This window comes from Verrucosispora sp. WMMC514, assembly GCF_027497295.1.
In the GTDB taxonomy this organism is placed as follows: Bacteria; Actinomycetota; Actinomycetes; order Mycobacteriales; family Micromonosporaceae; genus Micromonospora; species Micromonospora palythoicola.
In genome coordinates this window covers 3418085-3442281 of record NZ_CP114906.1, presented here as the reverse complement: position 1 = coordinate 3442281, position 24197 = coordinate 3418085, and the positions used below count along the sequence as shown (strand labels likewise).

The window sequence follows — 24197 nt, the reverse complement described above, 5'->3', positions numbered from 1 at the left end:
CGCACGGGCCGGGGCCGACCGTGCCCGGCGGAGGGATCAAGCCTGACCGCCCGGAGCCGGGTACGGTCGGCCCCGGCCCCGGCCGCAACCAAAGATCAAGAAGACCACCGAACCGGAATCTCCGTAGGCGGCTCACCCTCACCGGCCCAGAAGATCGTGCCGGACGCGTCGACCACCACCACTCGAGGCGTACGCGCCAGCCCCCAGCCGATCGCCTCCGCCGGGTCGTCCCAGCTCGGGCCCTCCTCCAGCACCCCGGTCTCGGCGCCCGCGTCGTCACCGGCCGAGCGTTCCCAGTACGCCGTCCAGACCTGCTGGCCGGCGGAGAGGTCGGGGTGCACGAAGACGGTGCCCCGGCCGCGCCAGGCGGCCAGCCGGTCAGGTACCACCGGCACCGGCCGCTCCCCGGTGACCGCCTCGATGTCGGCCACGTCGAAGGCGTGCGGCAGCAGTTCGGCCATCCGCAGCGGCCCGCCGCTGGCCTCGACGAGACATTCCGGCCCGCCCTGTTCCCACAACAACTGCCGGCAGCGCCCGCACGGCATCAGTGGCTCGCCGGTCGCGTCGACGCAGGACAGCGCGACGATCCGGCCGCCGCCCGTGGCGTGCAGTGAGGAGACCACCCCGCACTCGGCACAGAGCACCACGCCGTACGCGGCGTTCTCGACGTTGCAGCCGACCACGACCCGGCCGTCGTCGACGAGCGCCGCGGCACCGACCGGAAACTTCGAGTACGGCACGTACGCGTGCCGCATCACCTCGGTCGCGGCGGCCCGCAGCCGCTCCCAGTCGATTTCCATGGTCCGCTCCCTGGGTCAGCCCTTGATGTACGGCTTGCCGTCGGCGGCCGGTGCCCGTACCCGGCCGACCAGCCCGGCCACGGCCAGGATCGTCGCGAGGTAGGGCAGCATGGCCAGGAACTGGCCCGGAATCACACTGTTGATCGCGCCGAGGTAGGTGGCCAACTGGTCGGCGAAGCCGAAGAAGAGCGCGGCGAGCAGCGCACCGGTCGGGCTCCACCGGCCGAAGATCAGTGCCGCCAGGGCGATGAAGCCCTTGCCACCGATCATGTTCTTGGTGAACGAGAAGAGGGCCAGTGTGTAGGAGGCGCCACCGATGCCGGCGACGGCGCCGGCCATGATCACGTTGCGGTAGCGCAGGCCGAGCACCCGCACACCCAGGGTGTCAGCCGCCGTCGGGTGCTCACCGACCGACCGGGTCCGCAGGCCCCACCGGGTCCGGAAGAGCGCGATGTGGATCACGAGCACCAGGAGCAGCGCCAGATAGAGGAAGATGTTGCCCCGGAACAGCGCCGGCCCGAGCAGCGGGATGTCCGACAGCAGCGGGATCTCCCAGTTGCTGAAGCGCGGTGCGCTGTTGTAGCGGGCAGCGTCGGTCTGCATCAGCCGCTCGTAGAGGAAGCCGGTGATGCCGACCGCCAGCAGGTTCAGCACGATGCCCATGACCACCTGGTCGACCAGGTAGCGGATGCTGAACACGGCGAGCAGCAGCGAGATGAGTGAGCCGCCGACGGCGGCGGCGAGCAGTCCCACCCAGACGCTGCCGGAGATGCTGCCGAAGAGTGCGCCGCTGAAGGCGCCCATCAGCAGTTGCCCCTCGATGGCGACGTTCACCACGCCGGAGCGCTCGCACAGCACACCGGCCAGCGATCCGAAGATCAGCGGCAGGGCGAGCAGGAAGGTGCCCCGCACGATGTTGACCAGCGGCATGAAGTTCTGCCCGGTCGGCGCGGCGGAGACCTGCCAGCACAGGAACGACAGCACGAACGCGACCAGGCCGACGGCGAGCACCGGCACGAACCAGCGTTTCGGCAGGCCGGCGAGCATCGAGCCGCCGGCGGCGAGGGCGATCAGGCCGAAGACGATCGCGCCGACGGTGCCGTTGACCTCCAGCGCGGCGCCTGCGGCGTCCTCGCTGAGCGTGAAGCGGGCCTGCTCGCCGGTGGCGAGCGCACCGAACAGCACGGTGGCCAGCAGACCGAGGGTCAGCAGCACCAGCCCGACCTTGCGGTTACGGGTCCAGAAGCCCTCGTCGACCGCCGCGACCGCGACGTCGGGAACAGCCGTGGTGGACATGCCTCACCAGCCCTTCGCGAGGCTCGTCTGCAACCGGGCGGTGCGCGCGGCCCGGAGCTGGAAGATCGCCTTCACCAGTGCCGGCGCGGCGATGAAGATGACGATCAGGGCCTGGAGCACGGTGACCAACTCCAGTGAGATCCCCGAGTACGACTGCATCCGGTTGCCGCCGGCCTGCAACGCACCGAACAGCAGCGCGGCCAGCGCCACCCCCCACGGTTTCACCCGGCCGAGCAGGGCGACCAGGATGCCGTCGAAGCCGATCTGGGCCACCACCAGTGGGGTCAGGGCCGCAGCGGTGGTGCCGAGCACCATCTGCGAGCCGCCGAGCCCGGCCAACGCCCCGGCGAAGACCATGACCAGGACGTACGTCCGGGTGACGCTGATACCGGCGGTACGGGCGGCGTCCGGGTTGGCGCCCACCGCCCGCAGCTCGAAGCCGAGCGTGGAGCGGTTGAGCAGCCAGGCGACCGCCCAGGTGGCCAGCACGGCCAGGATGATGCCGGCGTGGGCGCGTAGCCCGTCGCCGAAGAGTCGAGGCAGTTGGGCGGAGGCGTCCACCGGCCGGCTGATCGCGTCGGTGCGGCTCGGGTCCTGCACCCCGTTCTGCACGATCAGCCAGGTGAGGAAGTAGACCGCGATGTAGTTGAGCATGATCGTGTTGATCACCTCGTGGGCACCGGTACGCGCCTTCAGGATGCCCGGGATGAAGCCCCAGATCGCCCCGCCGAGCGCGCCGGCCAGGACGGCGACCAGCAGGTGCAGCCCGGGCGGCAGCGGCAGCAGGAAGCCGGCCAGCGCGGCCAGGATGACACCCATCGTCGCCTGCCCCTGCGCACCGATGTTGAACAGGCCGCCACGGAAGGCCAGCGCCACCGACAGACCGGTGAAGACCAGCGGTGCAGTGTAGGTGAGTGTCTCCGAGATCGGGCTCAACGCCGCGTTGACGGTGGTCGCGGCCGGATCGAAGACCGAACCCTTGAACAGGTTCGCGTACGCCTCACTGACCAGCGTCCAGCTGGCGTTCATCGCGTCCGACGGGCGGGCGGTGATATAGCCGTAGGTGGCCAGCACCTCCGGATCGCTGATGATCATCAGGACGGCGCCCACGACCATCGCCAGGACCAGCGAGAGCAGGGTCACGGTGAAGGTGTTGGCGGCCCAGAGGTTCTCCAGGAACAGCCGCCCCAGCGTGGGGCGCGGCCCGGAATCGCCGGGGGTGGTGGCCGCCTCGGCGCGTTCGGTGTTGCCGACCGCGGTCCGCGCCGCCTGGTCCTCACTCGCCGGTTCCTTGTCCGGGGAACCCGGCTGGGCGTTGGGGTCACTCATGCCGGCAACTCCGCTCCGCTCCGTGCCGCCGCAGGGCCGCCGTGCCAGATGGTTCGCTCGCTCATCGGTCCTTCTCGTCTTCGCTGCCTGGCCCCTCGGCGGCCGGCGCCACGCCGTCGGTGGTGGCCGCGACGTCACGATCGGTGGTCGCCGGAGTGCCCGTACCGGAAACCGCGTCCGCGTCGGTGGTGGCGGGCGGATCCGAATCGACGGTCGCCGTCGGTCCGGCCTCGGTGCCGGATCCGACGTCGGGGGAGCCACCCGTGGCGTCCGGGGTGATGCCGGCCATCAGCAGGCCGATCTCCTCGCGGGCAGTGTCCGGGCCGACCACGCCGATGATCCGGCCGCGGTACATCACCGCGATCCGGTCGGCCAGTCCGATCACCTCGTCGAGTTCGCTGGAGACCACCAGCACGGCGGTACCGGCGTCGCGCTCGTGGACGACCCGGCTGTGGATGAACTCGATCGAGCCGACGTCCACCCCCCGGGTGGGCTGGGCGGCGATGAACAGCTTCAGCGGTCGGGACAGTTCCCGCGCCACGATCACCTTCTGTTGGTTACCGCCGGAAAGGGTGCCGACCGGCGCCTCCGCCGAGGAGGTGCGTACGTCGAACTGCTCGATCCGTTCCCGCGCGGCCCTGGCGATCTCGTCCGGCCGCAGCGACAGACCCCGACCGAAGGGTGGCCGGTCGTACACGTCCAGCACCAGGTTCTCCGCGACGGTGAACTCCTTGACCAGGCCGTCGACGCTGCGGTCCTCCGGCACGTAGCCGACGCCCGCCCGGAGCACCTTCTTGGTCGACCAGCCGTCGATCCGCTGCCCGTCAAGGGTGATCGTGCCGGCGAGCACCGGACGCAGACCCATGATCGCCTCGATCAGTTCGGTCTGTCCGTTGCCCTGCACACCCGCGACACCGAGCACCTCGCCCGCGCGTACGGTCAGGTCGACGCCGTCCACCGCACGGACCTGCCGGTCGTCGTCGACGATCAGGCCGGAGAGTTCCAGGACGGGCTCGCCCGGGGTGGCCGGGGCCTTGTCCACGGTGAGCCGGACGGTGCGGCCGACCATCAGCGCGGCCAGCTCGTCCCGGCTGGCCTCGGGCGAGGCGGTGCCCACGGTCTTCCCACGCCGGATCACCGTGATCCGGTCGGCGATCGCCTTGACCTCGCCGAGCTTGTGGGTGATGAAGACGATCGACTTGCCGGCGGCCTTGAGCGACCGCATCACCGTCAGCAGTTCCTCGGTCTCCTGTGGGGTGAGCACGGCGGTGGGCTCGTCCAGGATGAGCAGGTCGACGTCGCGGGTGAGCGCCTTGACGATCTCCACCCGCTGCTGGATGCCGACCGGCAGATCCTCGATCACCGCGTCCGGGTCGACCCGCAGGTTGTACCGCTCGGAGACCTCGGCGACCTCGCGCCGGGCGCGGCGCCGGTCCAGGAACCCGGCGATGCCGCCACGCACCTGCTCGGCGCCGAGCATGATGTTCTCGGTGACGCTGAAGACGGGCACCAGCATGAAGTGCTGGTGCACCATGCCGATGCCGGCGGCGATGGCGTCGGAGGGGCCGCGCAGCTTCAGAGGCTTGCCGTCGACCAGGATCTCACCCTCGTCGGGCTGGTAGAGCCCGTACAGCACGTTCATCAGGGTCGACTTGCCCGCGCCGTTCTCGCCGAGCAGGGCGTGGATCTCTCCAGGCTCCACCGTCAGGTCGATGTGGTCGTTGGCGACCAGATCACCGAACCGCTTGGTGATGCCGCGCAGTTCGAGTCTCAGCGCAACCTCCTGGAGTGCGAAGCGATGGTGCAGCGTAGCTGCTGGCGAGCGGGCGCGGCGTCGGCCGGACCGGTGGCGCGGACCGGCCGCTGCGGCACGGCGGGTCTCCCCCGCGCCGCAGCGGCCGGATCAGGTTTGCTCTGCTCGCCGGCCGCTCCTGGTGATCGTCTCACCGGGGCGGCCGGCGACGGGTCACTTCGGCTGGGCGGCCGACTCGACCTTGACGGTGCCGGCGGCGATGTCCGCCTTCAACTTCTCGACCTCGGCCTTGAGCTCGGCCGGGACCTTGTCGTCGAACTCGTGGTACGGGGCCAGCGAGACGCCGTCGTTGGCCAGGGTGCCGATGAAGCCCGGGTCCGCCTGGAGCTGCTCGCCACCGGCGGCCTTGAGTACGGCTTCCTTGACCGCGCCCGGGATGTTCTTCACCACGGTGGTGATGATCGCCGGGCAGTTCGGGGTGCTCTCGCAGCCGTCGACGTCCACCCAGATGGTGTTGTACTTGCCGCCGGAGGCCTGGGCCGCGCCGGTGGTGCCGAGGCCGGCGCCGCCGGCCACCGGCATGATGATGTCCGCGCCCTGGGCGACCAGCGCGTCGCTGACCTTCTTGCCCTCGTCCTGCTTGACGAAGTCGTTGGTGAAGGAGCCGTTCTGGGTCTCCTTGTTCCACCCGAGGACCTGGACGTCCTTGCCCTTGGCCTCGTTGTAGTAGGCGACCCCGTCGGCGTAGCCGTCCATGAAGATGGTCACCGGCGGGATCTTCAGGCCGCCGTAGGTGCCCACCTTGCCGCTCTCGCTCATGCCGGCGGCGACGTAGCCGGCGAGGAAGGCGGCCTGGGCGGTGTCGAACTGCATCGGGTAGACGTTGCCGACACCCGGGTCGGCGTCGACGATGCCGAACTGCTGGTCCGGGTTCGCCTCGGCGATCTTCTTGGTCGCGTCGCCCATCAGGCCACCGACGGCCAGGATGAAGTCGCAGTCCTGGTTGACGTACTGGGTCAGGTTCGGCTCGTAGTCCGCCTCGGCCTTGGACGCGACGTACTTGATCTCGATGTTGTCGTTCTCCGCCTTGGCGTTCTCCAGGCCCTGCCAGGCCGAGGCGTTGAACGACTTGTCGTCGATGCCGCCGACGTCGGTGACCATACAGGCGCTGTACGCCTCGCCGCCGGAGCCGGCGTTGTTGTCCTCATCCGGAGCCTCGCCACAGGCGGCGGCGCTCAGTACGAGCCCACCCGCCGCGATGATCGAGGCGATCCGCATCCCACGCACCGAGCGCAAGACGTCTCCTTCCCATTGCACACCGCGTGGTACGCGGTGGCAGCCCTTGAGCCGGCCTGCGCCTTGCCGCCGGCGTCCCACGTTACGGGAGCAGAGCGTACGCCCGCGCCCACCTGCCGACCGACAATCGTGCAGGACTGTTGGAGCCCTGTTACCCCTACGTAATGCTCGGGTGGGGGACATCACTCGTCAGTGCCGGCAGGCGGGCACCCACATGCCGAAAAAGTCCCTTTTCCCCGGCGCCGACCCGCCGGCTGCGACTATCGCCAGAAGACCGCCACGGCGGCGTTGACCAGGGTCAATCCCACGATGGCGAGGAAGTGCCCCCGGTTGACCTCGTCCCGCTTGCGGGAGAAGAAGACCATGACGAAGATCAGCAGGGCGAGCACCAGCTTCGTCACAAGCTTCGCGGGTGCCGGCTCGTCGCCGTCACGCAGCGGGGCGCTCAGGCCGATGCCGGTGAGTAGCTGGATCACCGAACCCCACAGCATGGCGGCGTTGACCCGGATCTTGCCGGTGAGGTATTGGGCGATCGCGCCACCGAGCAGCAGCGCGAACCCGATCAGGTGGACGTAGAGAAGGATGAGTCGAAGTGCTTCCACCCGACCCATCCTGCCCTATCAACGACCGTTTGTAGTAGAGGCATCCCGGTGCATCCGGGAGGCCACCAGCACCAGCGCCAGCCCGACCACCGAGTAGCCGGCCAGCACGGCAATCGGGCGACCGGCGCCGGCGCCGTCGAAGAACGCCACCGAGCGCAGCAGCGTGCCACCGGCACCTACCGGCAGCCACTGGCCGAGCGCACCCCACGGCTGCGGCAGCAGTTCCGGCGCGGCGCCGACCGCGGAGAGCGGATTGCCGAGCAGGAAGACCAGCAGCGCGCCCAGCCCGATGCCGGGTCGCCCGAGGAGGGCACCGAGTCCGGTCACGACGGCCGACGCGGCCAGGGCGAACAGGCCGATGGCGGCACCCTCGGCGAGCCAGTTCCCGGCGATGACGCCCAGCCAGCCGTGCAGGACGGTGACGCCGACCAGGCCCGCCAGCAGGCCGGTCGCCACCAGCCCGACCAGCCGTGCCAGGCCGCCGGCGACCAGCAGGACCAGCAGCGCACCGGCGAGCAGGCTGGTCATCGCCAGCGGCAGGAAGCCGGCGGCGAACCCGGCACCCCGGGGATCGTCGGTGGTGGTCGGCACCACCTCGACCACGGTGACCGGACGCCCTTCACCCACCTGGCCGACCGCCTCCGTCAGCAGCGCGGCAACCGTGGGACTGGCGGCCGACGCGGTGTGCAGGGCGAGGCCGTCGGTTCCGATCACGAACGCGCCGTAGACCTCCCGGTCCCGTAGCGCCCGGTCGGCCGCCGCCGCGTCCGGAAGCGTGGTCAGCGAGAAGGCGCCGGGACGCGCGGCCGCGAGCCGCCCGGCCAGCTCGGCCACGGCCGGCGCCGGGCCGGCGACGGCGACCGGCAGGTCGCGCGGGGCCAGGTTCGCCGCCGGAGCCGCGAACAGGGGTACGAGCAGCGCCTGCGCCATGACCGCGAGTGCGGCGACGAGGACGGCGAGCAGCAGGGGTGACCGGTTCCGGGTGGGCATGGCTCCACTCTCCTAAAACGAACACTCGTTCTTTTATGAAGCCAGACTCCGCTCGCTCATCGACTCCTGTCAAGAACGAACGCTCGTTCTACGATGTAACCCGTGCCACGTGTCTCGGAGGAACACCTCGCCGCCCGCCGCCGCCAGATCGTCGACGCGGCCCGCCGCTGCTTCCTGCGGGAGGGTTTCCACCGCACGACGATGCAGGACGTGATCGCCGAGGCAGGGCTCTCGGTCGGCGCGGTCTACCGTTACTTCCCCAGCAAGGCGTCCCTGATCAGCGCCATCGCCGAGGAGACCATCGGCGGCGCCGAGCAGGTCCTCGACGAGTTGGCCCGGCAGGATCCGCCGCTACCCCTGGACAAGGCGCTGGAGTACGCGCTGGCGTACATGGCGGAGCAGGCCGGCGACGAGGGGGTGCTGCGCATCGCGATCCAGGTGTGGGGAGAGGCGCAACGGGACCCGGCACTTGGCGAGTTCGCGGCGAGCAGGTACACCAAACTTCGCGGTTACTTCGAGGTGCTGGCCAGCAGGGCCCAGGAAGCCGGCGAGCTGCCCGCCGACGCCGACCCGGCGGCCGTGGCCGCTGCCCTGTTCGGCCTCTTGCCGGGCTGGTTCCTGCAACGCATCATCACCGGCGGCCCGGACGTGGCGACCTATCTCTCCGGCGTCCGCGTCCTGTTCGGCCGGCAGCGCTGACCACCACCGTCGGGGCGGGTGGGCGTGGTCGACACGCCCACCCGCTGACAGCGCCCACCCGCGCCCCGCCCGGTCAGCCCTTCGTGCCGCCGGCGGTCAGGCCGGAGACCAGATGCTTCTGGGCGAAGAAGAAGACCAGCCCGGCCGGCACGGTGACCAGCACGGCAGCGGCGGTCAGGTACTCCCACTGCGGGTTGAACTGCGGCACGAACTGCTGCAGCCCGTACGCGAGGGTGAACTTGTTGTCGGTCTGGATGAACGCCGACGCGTACGCCACCTCGCCCCACGCGGTGAGGAAGGTGTAGAAGGCGGTGACCGCCACGGCCGGGCGGGCCAGCGGCAGCACCACCCGCCAGAAGGTGGCGAACGGGCCGCACCCGTCCAGCGCCGCCGCCTCGTCCAGGGAGGTCGGGATGGAGTCGAAGTAGCCCTTCAACATCCAGGCGCAGAACGGCACCGCGATGGTCAGGTACGCGATGATCAGCGCGGGCATCGTGTTGATCAGCCCCAGCCGGGCCATGATCGTGTAGATCGGCACGATCAGGATGGCCACCGGGAACATCTGGGTGACCAGGAAGACCATCATCAGCGGCCGGCGGCCCGGGAAGTTGAACCGGGACACCGCGTACCCGGTGGTGGCCGACAGGAAGATGCCGATACCCATGGTGAAGGCCGCGACGATCACCGAGTTCAGGAACCATCTGGGGAAGTTCGTCTCGGTCAACACGTAGGCGTAGTTGGCGAGCGTGGTGTCCCGGAACAGGGTCAGCTCGCTGCTCTGGATCGCGTACCCGGGCTTCAGCGAAGAGAGCAGCACCCAGACGATCGGGCCGATCGCGATCACCGAGGCCACCAGCAGCGTGCCGTGCAGCAGGACGGACCGCGCCGGGCTGCGCCGGCTACGCGCGGGCCGCTTCACCCGACTCATCACCACACCTCGCCTTGCTTGCGTAGCGCTCGGCGGTAGAACACCGAGAACACCAGCAGGATGGACAGGATCAGTACGCCGTAGGTCGAGGCCAGCGAGTAGTTGCGGATGCCCTCGAAGGCGGCCCGGTAGGCACCGGTCACCAGGATCTCGCTCTGCCCGGCCGGCTGTCCCTCGGTCACCAGGAAGATGATCGGGAACATGTTGAACGTCCAGATGGTGCCGAGCAGGATCACCGTCATGCTGACCGGCCGCAGGCCGGGCAGGGTGATGTTCTTGAACCGCTGCCAGGCGGAGGCACCGTCGATCTCGGCCGCCTCGTACAGCTCCGACGGGATGGTCTGCATGCCACCGAGCAGCGCCACCATCATGAACGGCACGCCGAGCCAGATGTTGGTGACGATGGCGGTGAGCAGCGCCGTCCACCGGTCGGCGAACCACGAGACCGGGTCGATGCCGACCGCGGAGAGCAGCGCGTTGGCCAGGCCGAAGCGCTCGTTGAAGATGAACTTCCAGGCGAACGCGCTGACGAAGGCGGGCACCGCCCAGGGCAGTACGAGCAGCACCCGGTAGAGGCTCCGGAACCGCATCGGGCGGTTGAGCATGGTGGCCAGGCCGAGGCCGAGGCCGAAGTGGAAGGCCACACAGACGAAGGTCCAGATCAGCGTGGTGCCGGTCCACTGCCAGAACTCACCGACCTCACCGGTGAGCACCCGGACGTAGTTGTCGAGGCCGACGAACTCCCACCGGTTGGGGTTCTCGGCACAGACCTCACTGCCGGTGATCGACTTGGTGCAGATCTCGGCGACCTGGTTCGCCTCGTTCAGGTTGGTGAAGGAGAGCCAGATCCCGCGGAACAGCGGGTAGAAGATCAGAACTGCCAGGACGATGACGACGGGCAGCACCATCGCCCAGGCGTACCAGTGCTTGTCCCAGCTGCGGCGCAGCCGGGACGGACGAGCGGATCGGCCGGACGGCGTCGCAGGCGGCGCCGGTTCGGCTGTCACGGTGGTCATCAGCTGCGCTCCATGATGGGAGGCCCGGCAGGGCCCCGCGACCGGGGACGGTCACGCGACCCTGCCGGGTGCCGAGAGGTCACCGGCTGAGCGCCGGCGGTGAGGTCAGTTCTCGTAGGAGGGGACGACCTCGGCCTTGTACTTCTTGGCGACGGTGTCCAGCGCGGCCTTCGGGTCCTTGTTCTGGATCAGAACCTCGGTGGCCATCTGGTCCAGCGGGCCGAAGAACTGACCGGCCTCGGGGATCCACGGGCGACCCACGCCAGCCTCGACGACCGGCTGGAACGCGGCGACGACGGGGTTGTTCTTGACGGCGTCGAGTTCGTACGCCGAGGTGCGGGTCGGCAGCAGGCCAAGCTTCTCCGACAGGAACGCCTGCGACTCGGCGGAGCTCATGAACTTGACGAACGCGACGGCGGCGTCGACCTTCTCCTGCGGCATGCCGGACCAGATCACGTAGTTGTGGCCGCCGACCGGGCCACCGGCCTTCGCCGAGCCGCCCGGCACCGGTGCGATGCCCAGGTTCTCCAGGCCGCCGAAGCCCGGCGCCTGCTGGACGTTGTTGACCTCCCACGGACCGTTGATGATCATGGCGACCTTCTTCTCCTTGAAGAGGGTCATCATGGTGCCGTAGGCGTCGTTGGCGGACGGCTTGACCGCCGCACCGCTGTCGATCAGGTCCTTGGCGATCGCCAGCCCGGCCGCGTTCTGCTCCGAGTCGATGACGATCTTCTTGCTCGCGGTGTCGACCAGATCGCCGCCCTCGCCGTACATGAAGGGCAGCAGGAAGTAGCCGGCCGGGTTGATGTAGACGCCCTCGGCGTCGGTCTTCTCCTGGACGGTCTGCGCCGCGGTCTTCAGCTCGGCCCAGGTCTTCGGGGGCGCGCTGATGCCGGCCTCGCTCAGCAACTCCTTGTTGTACATCAACGCGAGGCTGTCGGTGACCTGGGGAACGCCGTAGGTCTTGCCGTCGAACTTGTTGGACGCGAGCGGCGTCTCCAGGAAGTCCGACTCGTCGGCGAGCAGCTCGGAGCCGTCCAGCGCGTACAGGTAGCCCAGCGAGGCGAACTCGGGCACCCAGGCGACCTCGGCCCGCAGGATGTCCGGTGCGCCGGAATTCGCCTGTGCGGCGGTCTTGAACTTGTTCTGCGCCTCACCGAACGGAACCGACTGGTAGTTGACCTTGACGTTCGGGTAGGTCTGGTTGAACTTGGCGATCAGCTCCTGGAACGCCGGACCCTCGTTCTTCGGATCCGACGTGTCCCACCAGGTCAGTTCTGCGGTGAGGGAAGCGGGGTCGACCGCCGGCTGCTCCTCGGCCGCCTGGTCGTCCTCCCCGCCGCACGCGGCGACGGAAAGGGCGAGAGTGGCAGCGGCGAGTACGGCGATCCCCCTGGCTGTGCGGCGCATGTTCGCTCCTAAATTGCCTGCCGGGTAACGGCGGGGACAGTAGCAAGAACTTTCGAAACTAGAAACCCCTTGCGAACACCCCCGCAACAACCGTGCTCCATCCGCAACGTCGACCGTCGACAAGTCGTGCTATCTGGGCGTTTTGCCCTCGCCTGGGGTGACCGAACTCCTAACCAACGTCACCGTACGCCCATCTCAGGACCACTCATCGTTCCGACGAGGTCGGCTCCGGCCAGGCGTCGTGGGAACGCTCCCGACGACCGCTGCTCGATTCTGCAAGTTCTTGCCGGCTAATGCGCAAGAACTTGGCGGTGAGCTACAGTGCCGCCATGCGCGCTCGCCTGTCCGACATCGCCCAGCAGGCCGACGTCAGCGAGGCCACGGTGTCGCGGGTGCTCAACGACCGCCCCGGCGTGGCACCCGAGACTCGGCAGGCCGTCCTGACCGCTCTCGACGTGCTCGGGTACGAGCGCCCCGCGCGGCTGCGCAAGCGCAGCGCCGGACTGGTCGGCCTGGTGGTCCCGGAGCTGGACAATCCGATCTTCCCGGCGTTCGCCCAGATCATCGAGTCGGCCCTGGCTCCCACCGGCTACACCCCGGTGCTGTGCACCCAGACCCCCGGCGGCGTACGCGAGGACGAGTACGTCGAGATGCTGCTGGACCGGCAGGTCTCCGGCATCGTCTTCGTCTCCGGCCTGCACGCCGACACCGCCGCCGACCACGACCGGTACCGCACCCTGCTCGCCCGCCCGTTGCCGATCGTGATGATCAACGGATACGCGCCGGGCATCCCGGCGCCCTTCGTCTCCTGTGACGACCGGGAGGCCGCCGAGCTGGCCGTGGCCCACCTGGTGGCCCTGGGTCACCGGCGGATCGGCCTGATCACCGGCCCGGACCGCTTCGTGCCGGTGCAGCGCAAGGTCGGTGGCTACAAGGCGGCGATGGAGCGCCTCGCCGGCGTCGACGCCGGCGAGCTGGCCGAGCTGACCGAGCTGTCGCTGTTCGGCGTCGAGGGCGGCGAGGCGGCGGCGGGCCGGCTGATCGAGCGCGGCGCCACCGGGATCGTCTGCGGCTCGGACCTGATGGCGCTCGGCGCCATCCGGGCCGCCCGGCAGCGGGGCATGTCCGTACCGGAGGACCTTTCGGTGGTCGGCTACGACGACTCGCCGCTGATGGCCTTCACCGATCCGCCGCTCACCACCATGCGCCAACCGGTGGCCGCGATGGCGGTCGCGGCGGTCCGGGCACTGGTCGACGAGATCAACGGACACGGCGCCCCGCACTCGGAGTACCTGTTCCGGCCGGAGTTGGTGGTGCGCGGGTCGACCGCCGTGGCCCGGCAGGACGACACGTCCGCACCGAGCGGCCCGCGGCAGCGACCGGCGCCCTCCGCGCTCGCGGTTCCGGCGTGAGCGGTCCGGCGTGACGTAGCTCGCGCCCGAGGTGCGACCAGCCCTTCTTGCGCAAGAAATGCTTGACTCTTGCAGAGTCGGCGCGGCATTCTGCTCAGACACCCGTGCGTCCCCACCTCGCCAACGCCGGGTAGCCGCCGTACCGCGCCACAGAACGGGGAACACCCGATGACCGTCAGCATCCCCTCGCCGCTGACCGCCGACGCCGACTGGTGGCGATCCGCCGTCGTCTACCAGGTCTACGTCCGCAGCTTCGCCGACTCCGACGGCGACGGCATCGGAGACCTCCAGGGCATCCGGGCGCGCCTGCCCTACCTGCGCGAGCTGGGCGTCGACGCGCTCTGGCTGACCCCGTTCTACACCTCGCCCATGGTCGACGGCGGCTACGACGTCGCCGACTACCGCGACGTCGACCCGATGTTCGGCAACCTCGCCGACTTCGAGGCGATGATCACCGACGCCCACGCGCTCGGCCTGCGGATCATCGTCGACATCGTGCCGAACCACACCTCCGACAAGCACCCCTGGTTCACCGCGGCGCTGGCCGCCGCCCCCGGCTCACCCGAACGGGCGCGCTACCTCTTCGCCGACGGCAAGGGCGACGACGGCGCGCAGCCGCCGAACGACTGGGAGAGCATCTTCGGCGGCCCGGCCTGGACCCGGGTCCCCGACGGCCAGTGGTACCTGCACCTGTTCGACCCCGCCCAACCCGACCTGAACTGGCGGCACCCCGAGGTACGCAGCGAGTTCGAGGACATCCTCCGCTTCTGGCTGGACCGGGGCGTCGACGGCTTCCGGATCGACGTGGCCCACGGCATGATCAAGGCCGCCGGGCTGCCGGACGTCGGTTTCAACTCGATGACCAGCGGCCGGCGCCAGTCCGAGCTGCTCGGCAAGGGCCGGCTGCCCTACTTCGACCAGGACGAGGTGCACGACATCTACCGCGCCTGGCGGCCCATCCTGGACAGCTACCCGGGCGGTCGGATGGCCGTCGCCGAAGCGTGGGCCGAGACACCGCAGCGACTGGCCCGCTACATCGGCCCGGACGAACTGCACCAGGCCTTCAGCTTCGACTTCCTCGACGCCACCTGGTCGGCCGACTCGTTCCGCAAGGTGATCGACACCGCGCTGGCCGAGTCCACGATCGTCGGCGCACCGACCACCTGGGTGCTGTCCAACCACGACCGGCAACGGCACGTCACCCGCTACGGCGACGGCGAGGTCGGGCTGCGTCGGGCCCGGGCCGCCGCACTGCTGATGCTCGCCCTGCCCGGCTGCGCCTACCTGTACCAGGGTGAGGAACTGGGCCTGCCCGAGGTGCTCGACCTGCCCGACGAGCTGCGTCAAGATCCGGCCTTCCTGCGCACCGGCGAGAGCCGGGACGGCTGCCGGGTGCCGATCCCGTGGAGCGGCGAGCTGGCGCCGTACGGCTTCGGACCGGCCGGCAGCGAGCTGAGCTGGTTGCCGGCCCCGACGACCTGGCGGGCCCTCTCGGTGGCCGCACAGACCGGCACCCCCGGCTCCACCCTGGAGCTGTACCGGGCGGCGCTGCGGATCCGCCACACCCATCCGGCGCTGGCCGGCCTCGGCGGCATCACCTGGCTGGAGACCGGCCCGGGAGTGCTCGCCTTCCAGCGCGAGGCCGGTGACACCGTGCTGACCTGCGTGGTGAACATCAGCGACGCACCGGTGGTGATCGACGGGTACGGCACGCCACTGGTCGCCAGCAGCACGCTCACCGACCGCGACGGCGGCCACCTGCTGCCGGTCGACGCGGCGGTCTGGTTCGAGCGGCACCTGAACGGGTAGCCCGCCATCGACTCGGCCGTCCGGCGTGCGACGCGCCGCCGGGCGGCTGGGCACGACCCCTTGTGGTGGGGGGTGCGACGGTGCCGGCGCAGCCGGGGCGATCCCCCGGGGCGCCGGCACCCGGTCTCTCTCGGCCGTCGGCGGGTTCGGTCAACCGCCGGTGAGCTGCGCGGCTATCCGGGCGAACCCGGCACGCAGCTCGGCCACGTCCGGCGCCGGCAGCGGGCCCGCCGCCCGGTCGTGCTCGGCCGCCTCCAGTTCCTCCTCGTCGATGGTGTCCTCGTAGTCGCCGTAGAGGTCGGCCTGGTCCACCCGAGCCACCTCGTCCTGCGCGGCGAGCTGCGCGGCGGCGATCTCCCCCCGGATCTGCTCCACCGATACCGCCGGCACCAGCGGTTCCACCACCGCCATCAGCTGTTCCTCGGCCACCACCGCCTCGGCCAACGCCAACGCGTGCGGTCGCTCGTACGGGCCGCACACCACCGGCTCCCACTCGTCGGCGTCACCGAGCGGAGCGAACGTGATGATCCACGGCAGCTCCAGCATCGGCGAATCGGCCGGCAGGTCCAACGTCACGAGTGCCCCCACGCGCCCATCATCGTCGGTGTTCCGGCAGGTGGGGGTGAGTTCGGCGGAAGGTACGACCGCCGGGAGCAGCGACTCAACCCGCCCCGCCCGGCGTACCGGGATCGGAGTCCGCGTCCAGGTCGACAGGTGGGCGCCGGCCGGCCAGGTCCACCGTCCGTCCGCGCCGGCTCGTCGCCGCCAGCGCCGCGCCGAAGAGCACCAGCTGGTTGAGCAGGTAGAGGTAGACCAGCAACCCGACGGCGGTGGCGACCACCGTGTACGCCGGGTTGTGTTCGACCCGCCCCACCCAGAACCGGCCGACGGTGTTGAGCAGGGTGATGCCGACCGCGACGATCAGCACCACCGGCCGCAACCGGGACCGGCTCATCCGCACCCGAGGCACGGCGACCAGCAGCAGCGTGGCCAGTACCGCGTTGACCAGCACGCTGAGCAGCGCGCTGACCGTGGTGAGCGCGAACGAGCCGGTGCTGCGCAGCAGGAACCGCAGCAGCGTCTCCAGCGCGTCCACGGCCGCCACCGAGAGGCCGAGGAGCACGAAGACGACCACCAGCACACCCAGGTCGACCAGGCGGCGCACCACCAGGTTGCCCGGATGCTGGTTGAGCCCGTGGATCAGCCGCTGCGAGGAACGGATCGCCTCCACCCACCCGATCCCGGTCAACACCAGGATCAGCAGACCGACCACCCCGGCGGTGCCGCTGCTGTCGGCCACCTGGGCGGGATCGAGAAACGGCAGGTTCTCGCCGAGGAACTCCTCCGCCGCCGCGCTCACCTCGTCGTTGTCCTCCAGGATCGCGCCGAAGATCGCGTACGCGACCAGGGCCAGCGCGAAGACCGCGAAGAAGCCGTAGTAGGCGATGGCGGCGGCCAGCCGGCCGCCCTGGAGATCGGTGTAGAGCACCCCGGCACGCCACAGGTGACCGAAGGCCGGGGAGCGGCGGCGCGCGGCGGTCAGCCGGCGGTCGACGGCCGCCTCGACCCGACCCAGAACGTTCACGTCGTCATCCTCACCGATCCGTCGTCGCCGTGTCAGAGGTACCCGACGTGCCGGCCGGGGCGGTCAGCCACCCAGTCGGAAGTCCCGGCGTGGCTGCCACCGCGCCTGCCCGCTGTGCGAGAAGAGCGTGAAGTGGTCCACCTCGAACATCGCGGAGAAGTCCGCCAGGTCCTCGTACGCCTTGTCCAGCGCCTCCGGCGCGACGTCCTGGGCGACCGTCACGTGCGGATGGTAGGGAAAACGAAGCTCCCGGCGTAGCTGCGGGGCGGCATTGATCGCGGCGGCGAGCAGTTCGCACTCGCTGATGCCGGCGGCGACCGCGACGAAGACCACCTGGGTCACCGGCCGGAAGGTGCCCGTACCGCGCAGGTGCAGACTGAACGGCAGGTGGGCGGCGGCGACCCGGGCCAGGTGCCGCTCCACCGCCGGCAACGCGGTCACCGGAATCTCCGTCGGCCCGAGCAGCGTGACGTGCGCCGGCACCGCGTTCGGGTCACCGGCCGCCAGCCGCCGCCTTGTCAGCAGGCCGCCCCACGGCTCCGGGATGTCGACCGCGATGCCGATCTGGACACTGTCGCCGACCGCCGGCGCTCCGGTCCCCTGATCCACGCTGCACGCCACCCCTCCGGCCATCGGCCCCTGCCCGCACCGCCGCCCTCGCCCGGGCGGTCACTCACCGCGTACCGGAGGGAAGAAACCCACCCGCTCGTACGCGGTACGCAACGTCGGCGCCGCCACCGCACGGGCCTTCTCCGCGCCGGCGGCGAGGAGCTTGTCCAACTGGGCGGGGTCGTCGAGATACGAACGGGTGCGCTCCTGGATGGGGCTGACGAACTCCCGGACCACCTCGGCGAGATCCTTCTTCAAGTCCCCGTAGCCCTTACCGTCGTAGGCCGCGACCAGGTCGTCGACGCTGCGACCGCTCAACGCCGAGAAGATGGTGAGCAGGTTGGAGATCCCCGGTTTGGTCGTCTCGTCGAAGACGATCTCCCGGCCGGTGTCGGTCACCGCCGACCGGATCTTCTTCGCCGAACGCGCCGGATCCTCGAGCAGGTCGACGATGCCGCCCGGCGACGAGGACGACTTCGACATCTTGGCCGTCGGGTCCTGCAGGTCGGTGATCTTCGCGGTGGCCTTGACGATGTGCGGCGCCGGGACCGTGAAGGTCCGGCCGAACAGCGAGTTGAACCGCTGCGCCAGGTCCCGGGAGAGCTCCAGGTGCTGGCGCTGGTCCTCACCGACCGGTACGGCGTTGGCCTGGTAGAGCAGGATGTCGGCGGCCTGCAGGATCGGATAGGTGAACAGGCCGACACTGGACCGCTCGTTGCCCTGCTTCTGCGACTTGTCCTTGAACTGGGTCATCCGGCTGGCCTCGCCGAACCCGGTGAGGCAACCGAGCACCCACGCCAACTGGGCGTGCTCGGGCACCTGGGACTGCACGAACAGGGTGCAGCGTTCCGGGTCCAGACCGACCGCGAGCAACTGCGCGGCGGCCACCCGGGAACGCTGGTGCAGCACCTTCGGGTCGTGCCCGGCGGTGATGGCGTGCAGGTCGACCACGCAGTAGAACGCGTCGTGCGACTCCTGCAACGCCACCCAGTGCCGCACCGCGCCGAGATAGTTGCCGAGGTGGAACGAGTCGGCGGTCGGCTGGATGCCGGAGAAGACGCGGGGGCGGACGGGAACGTCGGACATGCCGGCAATTCTGTCAGCTAGCCCGGCGTACGTCATGACGGGCCGGCGGGTCGGGCCGGGTCGGCGGCCGAGAGCACCTCGCGCCGCTGCTCGGGCAGGCGCGCGGCGGTGACCGCCAGCCGGGCCACCCGCCGACCTTCCAGGGTCAGCACCCGCAGCAGCCAACCACCGCCCGGCGTCCCCGGCGATTCGGCGGGGACCGGCACCTCGTCGCCCGGCCCCGGCAGCCGCCCCAGCGCGGCCATCACGAACCCGCCCACCGTCTCGTACGGACCCGGCGGCAGCGACACACCGGTGCGTTCGGCGAAGTCGGCCAGATTGAGTCGACCGTCCACCATCGCCGGTAGTCCGGTGCACCCGGCCTCGGGGGTGTCCGCGTACTCGTCGTGGATCTCCCCGACCAGTTCCTCGATCAGGTCCTCGCAGGTGACGATGCCGGCAGTGCCCCCGTACTCGTCGACCACCACCGCCAGGTGATGCCCCTCCCGTCGCATCTCCGTCAACGCGGCGAGCACCCGTTTGCTGGCCGGCAGCCGCTTGACCTCCCGGGCCAGCTGACCGACCGTGGTCCCCGGTTCCCGGTCCGGGCCGAGCAGCAGGTCACGCAGGTGCACCACGCCGACCACGTCGTCATGGGTGCCGTCCACCACCGGATAGCGGGTGTGCGGACCGGCCCGCACCAGCGGTTCCGCCTCGACCACCGGCAGCGTCGCGGAGAGGAACACCACCTCGGTGCGGGGCATCATCACCTCACGCACCAGGCTGGCACCGGCCACCAGCACGTCGTCGATGATGCGCCGCTCCACGGGATCGAGGACCGTGTTGACCGCGACCAGATCCCGCAGTTCCGCCTCACTTATCCGCTCCCGGCCGGCGGTCGGGCCGGCACCCAGCAGATCGGTGACGAGCCGCAGGGCACCGTCGGCGGCCCGGACCACGACCCGGGCGACCGCGCGAGCCAACGGACCTGGCTGGCGGCGGTGCAGGTCGTGGCCACGCCGTCGGGGTATGCGCCGACGCGAGGCCCGCATGGGAGTGATGGTAACCAGCCCAGGGCCGTAGGGTGACCACCACGAGGCCGCGACCGTGCCGGCCAGGCGGGAGGAACCGACGTGAAACTGCTCGTCACCGGCGGGGCCGGCTTCATCGGCAGCGTGGTGACCCGGATGCTGCTCGACGCCGGACACGAGGTGGTCGTGCTCGACGATCTGCGCACCGGCCATCGGGGCGCCCTGGCTCCCGACGCCACCCACATCGAGGCCGGCATCCACGACGCGGGCAAGGTACTCACCCCGCAGGCCGGCTTCGACGGCGTACTGCACTTCGCCGCGCTGATCGCCGCCGGCGAGTCGATGGTCGCCCCCGAGCGGTACTGGCACAACAACACCGTCGGCACCCTGGCGCTCATCGACGCGGTGCGGACCGCCGGCGTACCTCGGCTGGTGTTCTCCTCGACCGCCGCCGTCTACGGCAACCCCACCGAGCTGCCCATCCCGGAGACCGCCGTCAAGGCACCCACCAACACGTACGGGGCGACGAAGCTCGCCGCCGACATGATGCTCACCGCCGAGGCGATCGGGCACGGCCTGGCCGCCGTGTCGCTGCGCTACTTCAACGTCGCCGGTGCCCACCTCGACGGTGACGTCGTCCTCGGCGAACGGCACGACCCCGAGACCCACCTCATCCCGATCGCCCTGGAGGTGACCGCCGGCCGGCGGGACAAGCTGCAACTCTTCGGCGACGACTACCCCACCGTCGACGGCACCTGCGTCCGCGACTACATCCACGTCTCCGACCTGGCCCGGGCCCACCTGCTCGCGCTGGACGCGGCCACCGGCGGCCAGCACCGCATCTACAACCTCGGCAACGGCAACGGCTTCACCAACCGGCAGGTGGTCGAGGTCGTCCGCGAGGTCACCGGGCACCCGGTGCCGGTCGAGGTGGCACCGCGCCGGGAGGGCGACCCGGCCGAGCTGGTCGCCTCCGCCGCCCTGGCCCGCGCCGAGCTGGGCTGGGAACCGCGCAAGCCCACCCTGCACGACATCGTGGCCGACGCCTGGGCCTTCTACCAGGCACAGGTCCTGGACCGCCGGTGAACAGTCGCTCCGACGCGGTGGCCGACCGCGCCACCGACTGCTTCCAGCACGCGTACGGCCAGGCGCCCGCCGGCCGCTGGGCGGCTCCCGGGCGGGTCAACCTGATCGGTGAGCACACCGACTACAACGACGGGTTCGTGCTGCCGTTCGCGCTGCCGCTGCGTACCGTCGTCGCGGCCACGCCGCAGCCGACCGGCAGCTGGACGGTCTGCTCCGAGCTGACCGGCGAAACGGTCAGCTTCGGCACCGACGAGGTGACCCACCCCGGTCGGGTGACCGGTTGGGCGGCGTACGTGGCCGGGGTGGTGTGGGCGCTGCGGGAGGCCGGCCACGTCGTGCCCGGTGCCCGGCTGGCCGTCGCCTCGGACGTGCCGCTCGGCGCGGGACTCTCCTCCTCCGCCGCGCTGGAGGCCGCCGTGCTCACCGCCCTCGTCGACCTGGGCGGGCTGGACCTGCCGGCCGAAGGACAACCCCGGCTGGCCCAGCACGCCGAGAACCGGTACGTCGGCGCGCCCACCGGCATCATGGACCAGTCCGCGGTGATCCGCTGCCGCGCCGGACACGCCCTCTTCCTCGACTGCCGCACGGAGCGGGTCGAACACATCCCGTTCGACCTCGACGGCGCCGACCTCGCGGTGCTGGTGATCGACAGTCGCGCCCCGCACCGGCACGCCGACGGCGAGTACGCGGCCCGCCGCGCCAGCTGTGAGAAGGCGGCCGACCTGCTCGGCGTACCCGCCCTGCGTGACGTGCCGTCCGCCGGTCTCGACGAGACGCTGGCCCGGCTGCCCGACGACGAGACCCGCCGCCGGGTCCGCCACGTGGTCACCGAGGACCAGCGGGTGCTCGACACCGTCGCGCTGCTGCGCGCCGGGCAGGTCCGGCGGATCGGGCCGCTGCTCACCGCCTCGCACGCCTCCATGCGTGACGACTTCGCCATCACCGTCCCCGAGGTGGATCTCGCGGTCGAGGCCGCGCTGACCGCCGGGGCGCTCGGTGCCCGGATGACCGGTGGCGGCTTCGGCGGCTGCGTGCTGGCCCTGGTCGAGGCGGACCAGTCCGACCGGGTGGGGGCGGCCGTCACCGCCGCCTACGCCGACCGCGCTTTCACTCCACCCACCCTCACCACCGCCACCCCCGCCCCAGGTGCCGCCCGCCTGGACTGACCCCACCGTCGATCAAAGAGTTCTGGTCGGGACCGCGGTGGGTCCCGACCAGAACTCTTTGTCCAACCAGCGGTACGGGTGGGGTCAGGGGGTTTCCACGATCATGCCGGCGCCGACCGTACGGTTGGTGGCCTCGTCGATGATGATGAACCCGCCGGTGGTGCGGTTGCGGCGGTACTCGTCGGCCAGCAGCGGAATGGTGGTCCGCAGCCGGACCCGACCGATCTCGTTGAGCCCCAGCTCGGTCGCCGACTCGTCGCGATGCAGGGAGTTGATGTCGAGGCGGTAGTGCAGACCCCGGACGATGGCCCGCGCCGCACGGGTCGTGTGCTTGATCGAGTACTTGCCGCCGACCTGCAACGGACGGGTCTCGTCCATCCAGCAGATCATCGCCTCGATGTCCTGGGCCACCGCCGGCGCGTTGTTCGGCCGGCAGATCATGTCACCACGCGAAATGTCGATCTCGTTTTCCAGGCGTACCGTCACCGACATCGGCGGAAACGCCTCCGCGACCGGCCCGTCGGCGGTCTCCACCGCGGCGATCCGGCTGGTGAAGCCCGAGGGCAGCACCATCACCTCGTCACCCGGCTTGAGCACCCCCGAGGCCACCTGGCCGGCGTAGCCCCGGTAGTCGGTCACCGTGGTCGACTGGGGACGGATCACGTACTGCACCGGGAAGCGGACGTCGACCAGGTTACGGTCGCTGGCGATGTGCACCCGCTCCAGGTGGTGCAGCAGCGCCGGGCCCTCGTACCAGGGCATGTTCTCCGAACGGCTGACGATGTTGTCGCCCCGCAACGCGGAGATCGGCACCACCGTCAGATCCGGCACGTCCAGCTTCGCGGCGAACGCGGTGAACTCGTCGGCGATCCGCTCGAAGACCTCCTGCGAGAAGTCGACCAGATCCATCTTGTTGACGCAGAGCACCAGGTGCGGCACCCGCAACAGCGAGCAGAGGAAGGCATGCCGGCGGGACTGCTCGACCAGACCCTTGCGGGCGTCCACCAGGATCAGCGCCAGGTCAGCGGTGGAGGCCCCGGTGACCATGTTCCGGGTGTACTGGATGTGGCCCGGGGTGTCGGCGATGATGAACTTGCGCCGGGGCGTGGCGAAGTAGCGGTACGCCACGTCGATCGTGATGCCCTGCTCCCGCTCCGCCCGCAACCCGTCGGTGAGCAGCGCCAGGTTCGTGTACTCGTCACCGCGGGCCGCGCTGACCGCCTCCACCGCCGCCAACTGGTCGGTGAACAGCGACTTCGTGTCGTAGAGCAGCCGACCGATCAGGGTCGACTTGCCGTCGTCGACACTCCCGGCCGTGGCGAAACGCAACAGGTCCATCGGCCGGCCCTCGGCGACCGCGGCGGTCGCCAGAGTCTCGGTGCTCATCAGAAGTAGCCCTCCCGCTTGCGGTCCTCCATCGCGGCCTCACTGACCCGGTCGTCGCCCCGGGTCGCGCCACGCTCGGTGATCCGGGTCGCGGCGACCTCGTCGATGACCTTCTCGACCGTGTCCGCGTCGGAACGCACCGCCGCCGTGCAGGAGGCGTCGCCGACCGTGCGGTACCGCACCCGGGCCTTGAACCGCTCCTCACCCGCCCGCGCCGGCAGGAACTCGTTCACCGCGTAGAGCATCCCGTCCCGCTCGACCACCTCACGGTCGTGCGCGTAGTAGATCGACGGCAACTCGATCCGCTCCCGGGCGATGTAGTGCCACACGTCCAACTCGGTCCAGTTGGACAACGGGAACACTCGGATCGACTCGCCCGGATGATGCCGACCGTTGTAGAGCGCCCACAACTCCGGCCGCTGGTTCTTCGGATCCCACTGGCCGAACTCGTCCCGGAAGCTGAACATCCGTTCCTTCGCCCGAGCCTTCTCCTCGTCCCGCCGCGCCCCACCGAAGAGGGCGTTGAAACGGTGCTTCTCCACCGCCTCCAGCAGCACCGGCGTCTGGATCCGGTTACGCGTGCCGTCCGCCGGCTCCCGGACCAGACCGCTGGCCAGCGCCTCCGGCACGCTGGCCACCACCAGCTGCAGGCCCAGCTCGGCCACCCGCCGGTCGCGGTAGTCGAGCACCTCCGGGAAGTTGTGACCCGTGTCGACGTGCATCACCGGGAACGGAATGTGACCCGGTGCGAACGCCTTCTGCGCCAGCCGGAGCATGACGATCGAGTCCTTGCCACCGGAGAACAGCAGCACCGGCCGCTCCAACTCGGCGACCACCTCGCGCATCACGAAGATGCTCTCCGCCTCCAGCGCGTCGAGATGGGTGACCTGGTAGGCAGCACTGGTCATGACACCGGCTCGATTCGCTCG

General features: G+C 70.3%; 22 protein-coding genes. 5 read left to right on the top strand and 17 right to left on the bottom strand.

Translation table 11 applies throughout. From position 1 onward, the window contains the following. Positions 1 to 95: 95 nt before the first annotated feature. The 7 genes from O7597_RS16135 to O7597_RS16105 all read right to left on the bottom strand — a co-directional run bounded on the left by O7597_RS16135 (position 96) and on the right by O7597_RS16105 (position 8066). On the bottom strand, positions 96 to 800 hold the full coding sequence (locus tag O7597_RS16135; protein WP_281580041.1) for a cytidine deaminase: 705 nt from the start codon (positions 798 to 800) through the stop codon (positions 96 to 98). Positions 801 to 815: 15 nt separating this feature from the next. Next, complete coding sequence (locus O7597_RS16130) at positions 816 to 2096, bottom strand: ABC transporter permease (RefSeq protein ID WP_269739885.1); 1281 nt, start codon at positions 2094 to 2096, stop codon at positions 816 to 818. Between the two features lie 3 nt (positions 2097 to 2099). Continuing rightward, positions 2100 to 3425 carry an ABC transporter permease gene (locus O7597_RS16125; RefSeq protein WP_269739886.1) on the bottom strand — a complete coding sequence of 442 codons (1326 nt, stop codon included), beginning with the start codon at positions 3423 to 3425 and terminating at the stop codon, positions 2100 to 2102. Positions 3426 to 3486: 61 nt separating this feature from the next. Continuing rightward, positions 3487 to 5139 (bottom strand): ABC transporter ATP-binding protein, encoded by a 1653-nt coding sequence (locus tag O7597_RS16120; RefSeq protein ID WP_348650807.1) that lies wholly within the window; start codon positions 5137 to 5139, stop codon positions 3487 to 3489. Between the two features lie 252 nt (positions 5140 to 5391). Then, entirely contained in the window at positions 5392 to 6456 is a 1065-nt protein-coding gene (locus O7597_RS16115) for a BMP family ABC transporter substrate-binding protein (RefSeq protein ID WP_269742649.1), read from the bottom strand. Positions 6457 to 6734: 278 nt separating this feature from the next. After that, positions 6735 to 7076, bottom strand: a complete 342-nt coding sequence (locus O7597_RS16110) for a hypothetical protein (RefSeq protein WP_269739887.1) — start codon at positions 7074 to 7076, stop codon at positions 6735 to 6737. 18 nt (positions 7077 to 7094) lie between these two features. Further along, on the bottom strand, positions 7095 to 8066 hold the full coding sequence (locus O7597_RS16105; protein ID WP_269739888.1) for a hypothetical protein: 972 nt from the start codon (positions 8064 to 8066) through the stop codon (positions 7095 to 7097). Positions 8067 to 8168: 102 nt separating this feature from the next. On the opposite strand from O7597_RS16105, the gene O7597_RS16100 reads away from it, so the two are divergent. Beyond that, positions 8169 to 8765: a TetR/AcrR family transcriptional regulator gene (locus O7597_RS16100; protein ID WP_269739889.1), complete on the top strand. Its 597-nt coding sequence runs from the start codon at positions 8169 to 8171 to the stop codon at positions 8763 to 8765. Positions 8766 to 8838: 73 nt separating this feature from the next. On the opposite strand, the gene O7597_RS16095 is transcribed toward O7597_RS16100, so the two are convergent. The 3 genes from O7597_RS16095 to O7597_RS16085 all read right to left on the bottom strand — a co-directional run bounded on the left by O7597_RS16095 (position 8839) and on the right by O7597_RS16085 (position 12119). Continuing rightward, positions 8839 to 9693, bottom strand: coding sequence for a sugar ABC transporter permease (locus O7597_RS16095; RefSeq protein ID WP_348650298.1), 855 nt, complete (start codon positions 9691 to 9693; stop codon positions 8839 to 8841). After that, positions 9693 to 10709 (bottom strand): sugar ABC transporter permease, encoded by a 1017-nt coding sequence (locus O7597_RS16090; RefSeq protein WP_281583170.1) that lies wholly within the window; start codon positions 10707 to 10709, stop codon positions 9693 to 9695. The genes O7597_RS16095 and O7597_RS16090 overlap by 1 nt, the downstream gene beginning before the upstream one ends. Before the next feature lie 105 nt (positions 10710 to 10814). Continuing rightward, positions 10815 to 12119: an extracellular solute-binding protein gene (locus O7597_RS16085; protein ID WP_269739891.1), complete on the bottom strand. Its 1305-nt coding sequence runs from the start codon at positions 12117 to 12119 to the stop codon at positions 10815 to 10817. A 329-nt stretch (positions 12120 to 12448) separates the two neighbouring features. Between O7597_RS16085 and O7597_RS16080 the strand changes: the two genes are divergently transcribed. Both O7597_RS16080 and O7597_RS16075 read left to right on the top strand, forming a co-directional pair. After that, complete coding sequence (locus O7597_RS16080) at positions 12449 to 13531, top strand: LacI family DNA-binding transcriptional regulator (RefSeq protein WP_281583169.1); 1083 nt, start codon at positions 12449 to 12451, stop codon at positions 13529 to 13531. A gap of 168 nt (positions 13532 to 13699) precedes the next feature. After that, positions 13700 to 15340 carry a glycoside hydrolase family 13 protein gene (locus O7597_RS16075; RefSeq protein WP_281583168.1) on the top strand — a complete coding sequence of 547 codons (1641 nt, stop codon included), beginning with the start codon at positions 13700 to 13702 and terminating at the stop codon, positions 15338 to 15340. 150 nt (positions 15341 to 15490) lie between these two features. On the opposite strand, the gene O7597_RS16070 is transcribed toward O7597_RS16075, so the two are convergent. The 5 genes from O7597_RS16070 to O7597_RS16050 form a co-directional block, all read right to left on the bottom strand. Continuing rightward, the gene (locus tag O7597_RS16070) at positions 15491 to 15928 is read right to left on the bottom strand and encodes a hypothetical protein (RefSeq protein ID WP_164446178.1); all 438 of its coding nucleotides are present in this window, start codon (positions 15926 to 15928) and stop codon (positions 15491 to 15493) included. Between the two features lie 73 nt (positions 15929 to 16001). Beyond that, complete coding sequence (locus O7597_RS16065; RefSeq protein ID WP_281583167.1) at positions 16002 to 16925, bottom strand: YhjD/YihY/BrkB family envelope integrity protein; 924 nt, start codon at positions 16923 to 16925, stop codon at positions 16002 to 16004. A gap of 63 nt (positions 16926 to 16988) precedes the next feature. After that, a complete protein-coding gene (locus O7597_RS16060) occupies positions 16989 to 17558 on the bottom strand; it encodes a 2'-5' RNA ligase family protein (protein ID WP_269739894.1) in 570 nt (189 codons plus the stop codon). Positions 17559 to 17594: 36 nt separating this feature from the next. After that, on the bottom strand, positions 17595 to 18620 hold the full coding sequence (trpS, locus tag O7597_RS16055; RefSeq protein ID WP_269739895.1) for a tryptophan--tRNA ligase: 1026 nt from the start codon (positions 18618 to 18620) through the stop codon (positions 17595 to 17597). Between the two features lie 32 nt (positions 18621 to 18652). After that, complete coding sequence (locus O7597_RS16050) at positions 18653 to 19651, bottom strand: hemolysin family protein (protein WP_269739896.1); 999 nt, start codon at positions 19649 to 19651, stop codon at positions 18653 to 18655. 81 nt (positions 19652 to 19732) lie between these two features. Here O7597_RS16050 and galE point away from each other — a divergent pair, with 81 nt between their 5' ends. Continuing rightward, on the top strand, positions 19733 to 20716 hold the full coding sequence (galE, locus tag O7597_RS16045; protein ID WP_281583166.1) for a UDP-glucose 4-epimerase GalE: 984 nt from the start codon (positions 19733 to 19735) through the stop codon (positions 20714 to 20716). Beyond that, positions 20713 to 21882, top strand: coding sequence for a galactokinase (galK, locus tag O7597_RS16040; protein ID WP_281583165.1), 1170 nt, complete (start codon positions 20713 to 20715; stop codon positions 21880 to 21882). The genes galE and galK overlap by 4 nt, the downstream gene beginning before the upstream one ends. An 84-nt stretch (positions 21883 to 21966) precedes the next feature. Here galK and cysN read toward each other — a convergent pair whose 3' ends face one another. After that, a complete protein-coding gene (gene cysN / locus O7597_RS16035) occupies positions 21967 to 23268 on the bottom strand; it encodes a sulfate adenylyltransferase subunit CysN (RefSeq protein WP_281583164.1) in 1302 nt (433 codons plus the stop codon). Continuing rightward, entirely contained in the window at positions 23268 to 24176 is a 909-nt protein-coding gene (cysD, locus tag O7597_RS16030) for a sulfate adenylyltransferase subunit CysD (protein WP_269739900.1), read from the bottom strand. Before cysD ends, cysN begins: the two co-directional genes overlap by 1 nt. Positions 24177 to 24197 lie beyond the last annotated feature (21 nt).